Below are 8,693 nucleotides of genomic sequence, written 5' to 3' on the forward strand. Positions count from 1 at the left end.
TCCTGATAGATGAAGACCCGACCACTCTCGATCATTTGGTTATGTGGCGTTCAAAGGCCACCAACCGGCCCTGGCAGCCGCATTCGGCGCTGAACGCCACATATCCACCGGCGCCACATTACGCATCCGGCTTTCCGACTGGCTTCACGGCCGTTCAAGACGTAGCCCCACGCCGTCGACAGTGACGCAGTCGCGGCACGCCAAGCTCGCCGAACACCGCGGTCATCGTAAACGGCCCAATCGCCCGCGCAGGCAATTTATGGCGCCGAGCCAGGAAGTTCCGCACGCGGTCATAGACATGCGCTTCAATGGCCTTGTCCGTGACATAGTGAGAGCCGGGACTGAAGTAGCCGCACCAGCCGCGCAACACCCGGTTCAGCGTCTCGCGCACGTCGCTTCACGTTCCCATGTTGTCTTTCCAGGGAAGGAACTCCATCAACTGCGCGAAAAGCGCTTTGCCGGTGCTCTTGGGGTCTCCTCGGGTCGCCCCGGAAGCGCGCACCGCGTTCAAATCGCGGACACCGGATTTTCCCCTGAAGCCCGTCTAACTCCTGGCGTTCAGGGAAGTTCGTTCGCAGTTAACCGGACAGCAATGATGCAGGGCTTCAGCCGTATCGAGCAATCAATATTAAATTCGTTATTATATTGACGTCTGTGCGCTCTGTGACTCTGGTATGGAAATACGGTTCCGCAGGGTCATCGCCCCATCGTCATGGCCGGGCGTGTCCCTACCAAATTCACACATCGTGCGAACGATCGTCCGATGGTCTTCAAAGTCTGGATTTTGCGGCTCATTACGATACATTCGGAGCACCAGATCGGGCGGCGGCGCGTCCAACCGTCCGTTATCGACGCCGCTGCGGAATTGTTTCCACGATCTGTGAACCTGATAGCGTGTCCCGGCCATCTACCCCCCCGCCATCGAAGCGCAGATGGCCGGGACACGCCCACGGCTGTCCGGTACGATTTATGCTTGCGGCTGATCATTTCTTCCTCTCGGCTTTGCCTGGCCTAGCCGGCGTTGCGCCACGCTGGGCGGCAGCAACGCCTCCAGCGGCCGCACGAGCATCAGGTTGGTCCGCACCAAGCGGGCGAAGTCGAGCAGGCTGAGTGGCACACTGTGACGCTTGTGGGCCGTGTGCAGCAGCAGATAGGTGATCAGCGCCGTGGTCACCTGGGTGGTTACGGCATTGGCCGAGGCGCCGTAGAAGTGGCGGATCTTCAGCACCTGTTTGATCCAGCGGAAGAACAGTTCGATCTGGCAACGCCGCTTGTAGAGGGCGGCGATCTCGGCGGCGGGGGCGTCGAGATCGTTGCTCAGGAGGCGCAGCACCGCGCCGGTGTCGATCCGGACCTGGATCTCGCGCACCGCCCGGTTCAGCGGATTGCGCCGGCTGCGCGCCTGCCGCTGCGGCAGAAAGCCGATCCGGTCGGACAAGATATGATCCGCCCCGGCCGGCAGCGGGCGGATCTCGCTCACCGCCAGCGGGGTGTTGCGCTTCAGCCGGGTGACGATGCGGCACGGCGCGGCATCGAGCTTGGCCCACCAGCCATAGTCATAATAGCCGAGGTCATAGACATAGGTGGCGCCGGGCTCGAGCGGCATGGTCTGGGCCGCAGTGATGTCGTTGACGTTGGCCGCGCTGATGGCGGCGTAGATCGGCCGGCCTTCGCCCTCGTCATAGATCACGTGCATCTTGGCGCCGCAGGTGGTGGTGGAATAGCGCGCCCAGCCGGCAGAGCGGGCCGAGAGGGCGAGGAAGGAGGCATCGATCAGGTAGACGCTCTCCGCCAGGTGCCGCTTCTGGGCGCGGTTGAGGTGGTTGATCATCGCCAGCAACAAGGCAACGAACAGCGCGCAGGGGCGGTAGCGGTTGGCATCCGACAGGGTCGAATGTGCCGCCGGCGTCACCTCCAGCGCCGCCAGTTGCTCCGCCTGGCTGTGCATCTCCAACGCGATCTCGCCCAACGAGGCGGCGCCGATCAGCTGCGCAAAAATCAGCGCCACCAGATGGCTCTTGGCGGAAAAGCCGCGCACTTTGGCGGCCTGCGCCGGTTCGGCGCTCAACTCTGCGAAGCGCTCCCACGGCACGTACTGCAGGAGTTGATACAACACAGTATCCTGCGGGCGCACGGCATGATCCTCCCTGGCTTGGGACACGTTGCTCAACGGTCGGAGCCAAGGATATCAATGCCGTGCACCGGCGAACAGCGGGATAGCAAGAAACGTACCGGACAGCCGTGGGCGTGTCCCGGCCATGACGGTGAGAGAACGGTCGCGGCGGCGCCAAATCCTTCCCGGTCCAGCGCGCTATCCTGATACCCTTGGGGACACGCCCGGCCACGACGGAGAGGCAACAGCCGCCGCCCGGTCAGGGCCGTGCGGGTTGACGGGCGCTTCCTTTTGCCTGCGCTCGCCTGAACGACGCGGGCTTGGAGGGCGGCAGGAACCGTGCCCCGGTTTCCCCGAGCTGCGGTCCCATATGCTGGCGATGATGTTCGAGGGCGAACACGTTGCTGTAGAGTTGCGCGACCCACTGCCGCCCCTCCATCGTCAGCTCGAGGTGGCCGATGGCGTCGCCGATATAGGGCTCGACCTTGCTCCAGAAGAACGCCGGATACTGTTCGGCGACGTCGGCGGGGCTGGCATACCCCAGCCGCTGGTTGATCCCGGTTTCGGCGAATTCATGAAACAGCGCATTGAGCTTGCGCGGATACAGCGGATCCCCGAGCTGGCCGATGAGATCCGCGGCGCGGACCAGCCCGGCCTCGGTATCGGTTTCCGCATGGTCGTCGTCGTCGGGCACCGGAAAGCGCGTGAGCTCGATCGACCGCGCGATCCGCGCGCCGTCGATCAACGGATGCGACGCGAAGCGGTCAAGCACGATGAGCTGCGAGCGGGAGACGTGGTAAGGCGCCAGATAGGCATCCGATGCGCCACGCGGCAGGCGGATGGTGTTGCCGGCTGCGTCGATCACCTGCTCGTCCCCCTGGTCGCCCGGGCAGATGCCGCGCAGGTAGCCAAGGTCGTGGCACAGCGCCGCGATGACGAGATGGAGCCATTCCTCCGGCGAAACCGTCCGCCGCAGGCGCAGTCCGCGCGCGATGTCCTGCGCGGCCAGCGTCACCATCGCGGTGTGCACGGCGTTGTGGTAGAGCGCGTCGCTTGCCGCGATCAGCTCGATGACGAGGCGGCCGGCCTCGTCGAGGAAGGCGGCGACGTGGGGCATGCTGCCGCCGAACGTGCGGAGAAAGACGCTCGATAGCCTTGTGCCGAGTTCCTCGGAGAGAAGCGCTGCGGCGTTCAGCATATGGCCTCCAACCTGCGCCAGGGGCGTTGCAATGTGGCAGTGTAGATGACCGCTTCGTCACAAACCAGACGTTTGAGGTCCCGGGTCCGGGACGTGCGTTTTGCCTCACCGTCCGCGAACGGCATGCGTCTGCGCACCGCCGGACACTGGTGCCAGGAACGCCTTCCGGCCTCCGCCGGAAATCCGCTTTTGTTGCTGGAGCAAACCGAGCTGCGGCGTTGGAAACGCGTCAGAACCAGCTGGCCTTGTCCACCACGTTGCGCAGCGGCCGCCCCTCGGCGAACGCCCGGCAATTGTCCTGGATGATCTGGAACCGCCGCTCGTTCAGGTGCGGCCCGTAGCCGGCCATGTGCGGGGTCAGCAGCACGTTCGGCAGGCCCCACAACGGATGTTCGGCGGGCAGCGGTTCCTGTTCATAAACGTCCAGCGCCGCCCCGGCGATGGAGCCGGCCTGCAGCGCCGCGACCAGGTCATCCAGCTTCGTGGTCATGCCGCGGCCGATGTTGATGAAGAACGCCGTCGGCTTCATCAGGCGGAGCCGGGCGGCGTTGAAGAAGCCCTCGGTAGCGGGCGTGTGCGGCACCGTCAGGATGACGAAATCGGCGCGCGGCAGCAGCGAGTCGAGCCACTCGGCCCGATGCAGTTCGGCCACGCAGTCCGGCCGCTCCGTGCAACGGGCATCAGTCGCCAGCACCTGCATGCCGAAGACGGCCAGCAGGCGTGCCGTTTCTGCGCCAATGCCGCCCAGGCCGACGATCAGTGCCGTGGCCCCGGGCAGCGCGACGACGCCGTGATCCTCGGGCGGCTTGGCCCAGACGCGGCGGAGCTGCTGCGGGATGAAGACATGCAGGCCGCGGGCGAAGGCCAGCACGAAGGCCAGGATGTGGGCGCTGATGTGGTCGTTGTAGATCTCGCGGAAGTTGGTGACGGTCACCGGGTGCGCAATCAGCGCCGGATAGTAGTATCCGGCGGGCGGCGCGGCCTGCGGCGCCTGCAGCCAGCGCAGCCGCCCGGCTTTCGCCAGCAGGTCGTGCGGCAGGGTTCCGTACGCCGCGTCGGCGTCGGCAATGGCCCGGGCGGCGGCTTCGGCATCCTCGGCGATGACCAGGTTCATGCCGGGCACCGTCCCGGCCAGGCGGTTCGCCCATTGCCGGGTCAGGTCGGTCTGCGGCGGCAGCATCAGCAAGGTGAAGGCGTTGGCAGTCGGCATGGCGGCCTCTCTCGGCTGCGGTGATCCAAGACCGGTCAACGATCCTGGTGCGGCGGCGGCCGCCTCACAAGACGCCGGCGCCGGGGAAGCGCCGCGGCCCGCCGTCCATCTCACGCAGACGTGCCGCAGCGGGCGTGCCCGTGGCATCCGGCAGCCGTGCTATGCTGTCTTCCATGAAGGTCTACATCTTCCAGTCCGGCAAGGAACCCGACATGGTCGGCTTCACGGTCGATGCGGCCGGTGCCAACCTGCCTACGGCCCTGGCGCCCTGGGCAGCCTGGACGGCCTGGACCGCATCCGAGGAGGAAGCGGCGATCGAGGCCTCGCCCGAGGCACCTGCCCCGGCGACGGCCGGCGCATCCGCCGCGGCGATGGCGGTCATCGAGCGTGACGGGTTCTATGTCGCGCGGGCCGAAACGATTGCCCACATGACCGGCATTCCCTGGGTGCGCTGACCCATAGGCGCCACAGCAGACCGCAGGCAGGCTGGGACGCAAAGGCGGCCTGTCTTCATCGTCATGGCTTGGCGTGTCCGAGCCATGACGATATGGGAACGTACCGGGCCATGCCGAGGGAGGTGGCAAACTGATCTGTTTTCCGCTTTGCATACGGTTTTCCCGCCGCCGCTAACCATTCCTTAATCGGGACATGCGATCGATGCGGATGCCGCACGCCCTCCCCATCGCGCCCCCGCCCGCGTCCCCTGGCCTGCTGGCACCGCAGCACCTGCTCGTCGTCGACGACCAGCGCCTCGACCGCGCCATCACCGCGCATGCCGCCGGGCGCATGGGATTCCGGGTCAAGAGCGCCGGCAGCATCGCCGAGCCCCGGGACCTGCCGGACCGCGGCGCGGTGTTCGACTTCGTCGTGCTCGACCTCGCCCTCGGCGACGAGGACGGGCTGGAGGTCCTGCCGCTGATCGCCCACCGCAATCCCGCGACGGTCGTGGTGCTCGCCTCGGGTTTCGACGGGCGCATCCTGGCCGCCAGCCAGCGCCTCGCCGCCGGCCTGGGCGTGCGCGTGGCGGGTGTGCTGCGCAAGCCCATCCTGCCCACCGCGCTGCAGCGGCTCATCGGCCAGGCGCCCGGGATTCTGTTCCCGGACGATGATGCCCAGCTCGACATCGCGCCTGAGCGGATCCGCCAGGCATTGGCCGAGGGGCAGATCCGCCCCTGGTTCCAGCCGAAGACCTCGCTCGCCACCGGCCTGATTGTCGGGACCGAGGCGCTGGCCCGCTGGACGCAGCCCGACGGCCGGGCCGTGCCGCCCGCCCTGTTCGTCGCGGTGGCCGAGCGCAACGGCCTCATCAGCGAACTGACCGACGTGATACTCGACCAGGCGCTGCAGGCCTGCGCAAACTGGCGGGTGCGGCGGCCGGATTGCTGGGTGGCGGTCAACCTGTCGCCGCTGCTGCTGAGCGATCCCGGCCTGACCGACCGCATCGAGCAGCGGCTGCAGCACCATGGCGTGCCGCCGGGCGCGTTAGTGCTGGAAATCACCGAAAGCAACGGCATCCCCGACACCACCTGCGCGATGCGCAGCCTGACGCGGCTGCGCATCCGCGGCGTCAACCTCTCGATCGACGATTTCGGCACCGGCCATTCCAGCATGCTGTCGCTGATACGCATGCCGTTCAACGAGATGAAGATCGACCAGGCGTTCGTGCGCGAATCCGTCACCAGCCGCGACTCCCGCAAGGTGGTGCGCGCCAGCGCCACGCTGGGACGGGAACTCGGGCTGAAGGTGGTGGCCGAGGGCGTCGAGACCGAGACGATGGCGCAACTGGTCGAGGATGCCGGGTGCCATGTCGGCCAGGGCTTTCTGTACGGCCGCGCCGTGCCGGCGCATGTCTTCGAGGCGGAGCTGACCGAGACGGCGGACCAGCCCGGCGTCGTCCCGGCGCTTTGACCCGCGCCCGGCGCGCTTCGCGCATGGCCTGGCGACGGCGCCGCGGTGATGACCGCCCAGGACCTGCAACAGTACGGTATCATACTGATGGACAGGATGATGCCCGACCTGGATGAACTGGCCGCGGCAGGGCTGATCAGGGTGGCCGGGGCGGACCGAGTCGCCTCAGGCCCGTTGCGGCCAGCCGATGGTCCGGGGGGCCGGCGCGGTGGCGAACACATCCCCGGCCCGGTCATGGCCATCCGTCGTCACCAGCACGTCGACCAGCGTATCCGCCACCGCCACCTGGCCGATCGGCAGTTTCCGCAGGGTGCCGACGCGATTGATCTGGGCGATCACCAAGCCGCCGCTCTTGCGCGCCGCGCGCGCCATGGTCATGGCGTCGCGCGTCATCACCATCTCGGCGGTGCCCTCCAGGAAGCCGACGCCGACCAGCGCGACGTCGATCGGGAAGGTGCGGAACAGCAGCGCCTCCTGCCCGGCGGCGTGCACGACGCGCACCAGGTCCTCCCGCGTCGCGGGGTTGAGCCGCCCGCCGCCGTGGCGGGGATCGGCGAAGGTGCCGATGCCGCTGCGGCTGAGATGACCGGTGACGCCGGCGGCGATGTCGCGGAACAGGCGGTTGATGACGCCGACGGGCAGGCTGTAGGCCTCGATCCGGTTGGCGACCGCCAGCGCATGCAGGCCCGGCACTGGATGCCACTGCCCGCCGATGACCCGGCGCACCAGCCCTTCCTCGGCCAGCAGGTTCAGCCCGTGCGTGCGGCCGTGGCCCTGCGCGGTGCCGTACACCACCGTCAGGTCCCGCGGCGTGCGCTGGTGCCGGAAGGCGTCCTGCAGGGCGCCGGGCAGGGAGTCGCCCAGCCAGCTGACCGCCACGGTGCTGCCGGAGCCGATCAGTGCCGCCGCCTGCTCGGCCGGGAGGGTCTTCCAGTGGCGGAGCGGACGAACCGGCTGGGATGGCAGTGGCAGCATCTGGTGCAGGCTCCGCGTTTCATGCTGAGGCAATCTGAGGTGATCGGCCCGGAAAGACCGATTTTGGCGCGCGATAATGACGGATGCGCGGACCGCCGGCATTTGACATCAGCGGGAAAATGTCAGCTTTTTCACTTACTCACGAAAATTTGGTCCCAACGGGCCTGATCCGCGGAACCGCGGCATCACGTCGCGGCACAGCAGGTTCAGCGAGTTGACCACGCGGTCGTGCGGGATGCGCATGCCGCAGTTCAGTTCCGCCAGGATCCCCGCCAGGCCCAGCGTCTCCCGCAGCGCCGCCAGCCGATCGGCGACCATGGCGGGGGTGCCGACGATGATCTTGCTGCGCAGGACTTCCTCGTAGTCGATGCTCATCAACCGCTGGCCGCGGGCGGCGCGGTTCTCGATCGCCCTCGCGCCTTCCTGGGTGGCGGAGGCCTCGATCCGCTCGCCGAGGTACTTGTAGAAGAACATGATGCTGTCGCGTGGCTCCTCGCGCGCCTGTTGTTCGGTGGGGGCGACGTAGACCGGGACCCGCAGGTAGACCTTGCCGGGACCGGGATGGCCGGCGGCGGCCCAGGCCTCGCGATAGGCCCGCAGGTTCGGCACCAGTTCATCCAGGTCCCCGAGCCTCGTCGCGACGAAGATCGGCAGGCCGGCTTCGCCGCTCTGCTGGTAGGTGTCGGGGCTGTTCACGGCGATGCGCAGTTCCGGATGGGGATTCTGGTACGGCTTCGGCACCAGGCAGACGTCGTCGAAGCGGTAGAACTGGCCGTGGAACGAAAATGTTTCCCGGGTCCAGGCGCTGCGCAGGATTTCCAGCACCTCGGCGAAACGTTCGCGGCTTTCGGCGTAGGAGATGCCGTAGGCCTGGTAGGTGCGGGGAAAGCCGCTGCGGCCGACGCCGAAGATCAGCCGGCCGTGGCTGAGGTGGTCGACGGTGGCGGCTTCCTCGGCGATGCGCAGCGGGTGGCACAGCGGCAGCACCTGCACGGCGATGCCGATTTTCATCCACTGCGTGCGCATGGCGATGGCGGCGGCGATGGCCAGCGGCGCCGCCAGGACCGATCGGTCCGGGGCGCAGTGCAGTTCCGCCAGCCACATGACGTCCAGGCTGGCGGTTTCGGCGGCGTCCACCAGTTCGAAGGATTCGGTGAAGGCATCGGCCTCGGTCTGGCCCGGCCGGCGGTGAAACTCGTGGAACATGCCGAATTCCATGGCGCGTCTTCTCCCTGCTGGGGGCAGGGTCGGACGCTTTGCGGCGTTGGGCAAGGGCGGCGGGGAGGCGG

General features: G+C 67.5%; 7 protein-coding genes and 1 pseudogene. 2 read left to right on the forward strand and 6 right to left on the reverse strand.

Annotation, left to right across the window (positions count from 1 at the left end; translation table 11 throughout):
• Window positions 1-154: 154 nt before the first annotated feature.
• From CCS01_RS22905 to CCS01_RS22920, 4 genes and pseudogenes are all read right to left on the reverse strand, one after another.
• On the reverse strand, window positions 155-391 hold the full coding sequence (locus tag CCS01_RS22905) for a group II intron maturase-specific domain-containing protein (protein ID WP_104521087.1): 237 nt from the start codon (window positions 389-391) through the stop codon (window positions 155-157).
• A 592-nt stretch (window positions 392-983) separates the two neighbouring features.
• Window positions 984-2,134 (reverse strand): annotated as a pseudogene (locus CCS01_RS22910) (IS4 family transposase).
• 238 nt (window positions 2,135-2,372) lie between these two features.
• Entirely contained in the window at window positions 2,373-3,311 is a 939-nt protein-coding gene (locus CCS01_RS22915; RefSeq protein WP_204848405.1) for an HD domain-containing protein, read from the reverse strand.
• A gap of 229 nt (window positions 3,312-3,540) precedes the next feature.
• Window positions 3,541-4,521, reverse strand: coding sequence for a D-2-hydroxyacid dehydrogenase (locus CCS01_RS22920; RefSeq protein WP_104521088.1), 981 nt, complete (start codon window positions 4,519-4,521; stop codon window positions 3,541-3,543).
• Window positions 4,522-4,694: 173 nt separating this feature from the next.
• Between CCS01_RS22920 and CCS01_RS22925 the strand changes: the two genes are divergently transcribed.
• Both CCS01_RS22925 and CCS01_RS22930 read left to right on the forward strand, forming a co-directional pair.
• The gene (locus CCS01_RS22925; protein ID WP_146101911.1) at window positions 4,695-4,976 is read left to right on the forward strand and encodes a hypothetical protein; all 282 of its coding nucleotides are present in this window, start codon (window positions 4,695-4,697) and stop codon (window positions 4,974-4,976) included.
• Window positions 4,977-5,184: 208 nt separating this feature from the next.
• Complete coding sequence (locus CCS01_RS22930) at window positions 5,185-6,429, forward strand: EAL domain-containing response regulator (protein ID WP_158258554.1); 1,245 nt, start codon at window positions 5,185-5,187, stop codon at window positions 6,427-6,429.
• 165 nt (window positions 6,430-6,594) lie between these two features.
• On the opposite strand, the gene CCS01_RS22935 is transcribed toward CCS01_RS22930, so the two are convergent.
• Both CCS01_RS22935 and CCS01_RS22940 read right to left on the reverse strand, forming a co-directional pair.
• Window positions 6,595-7,404 carry a hypothetical protein gene (locus tag CCS01_RS22935; RefSeq protein WP_104521091.1) on the reverse strand — a complete coding sequence of 270 codons (810 nt, stop codon included), beginning with the start codon at window positions 7,402-7,404 and terminating at the stop codon, window positions 6,595-6,597.
• A gap of 135 nt (window positions 7,405-7,539) precedes the next feature.
• Window positions 7,540-8,622, reverse strand: a complete 1,083-nt coding sequence (locus CCS01_RS22940; RefSeq protein WP_158258555.1) for an LLM class flavin-dependent oxidoreductase — start codon at window positions 8,620-8,622, stop codon at window positions 7,540-7,542.
• Window positions 8,623-8,693: the final 71 nt, after the last annotated feature.

The organism is Rhodopila globiformis (assembly GCF_002937115.1).
In the GTDB taxonomy this organism is placed as follows: Bacteria; Pseudomonadota; Alphaproteobacteria; order Acetobacterales; family Acetobacteraceae; genus Rhodopila; species Rhodopila globiformis.

What these genes read in the sequence shown, in the direction of transcription:
- CCS01_RS22940 (WP_158258555.1), bottom strand. Translation starts at nt 8,622, where the DNA reads ATGGAATTCGGCATGTTCCACGAGTTTCACCGCCGGCCGGGCCAGACC.
- CCS01_RS22915 (WP_204848405.1), bottom strand. Translation starts at nt 3,311, where the DNA reads ATGCTGAACGCCGCAGCGCTTCTCTCCGAGGAACTCGGCACAAGGCTA.
- CCS01_RS22935 (WP_104521091.1), bottom strand. Translation starts at nt 7,404, where the DNA reads ATGCTGCCACTGCCATCCCAGCCGGTTCGTCCGCTCCGCCACTGGAAG.
- CCS01_RS22925 (WP_146101911.1), top strand. Translation starts at nt 4,695, where the DNA reads ATGAAGGTCTACATCTTCCAGTCCGGCAAGGAACCCGACATGGTCGGC.
- CCS01_RS22920 (WP_104521088.1), bottom strand. Translation starts at nt 4,521, where the DNA reads ATGCCGACTGCCAACGCCTTCACCTTGCTGATGCTGCCGCCGCAGACC.
- CCS01_RS22930 (WP_158258554.1), top strand. Translation starts at nt 5,185, where the DNA reads ATGCCGCACGCCCTCCCCATCGCGCCCCCGCCCGCGTCCCCTGGCCTG.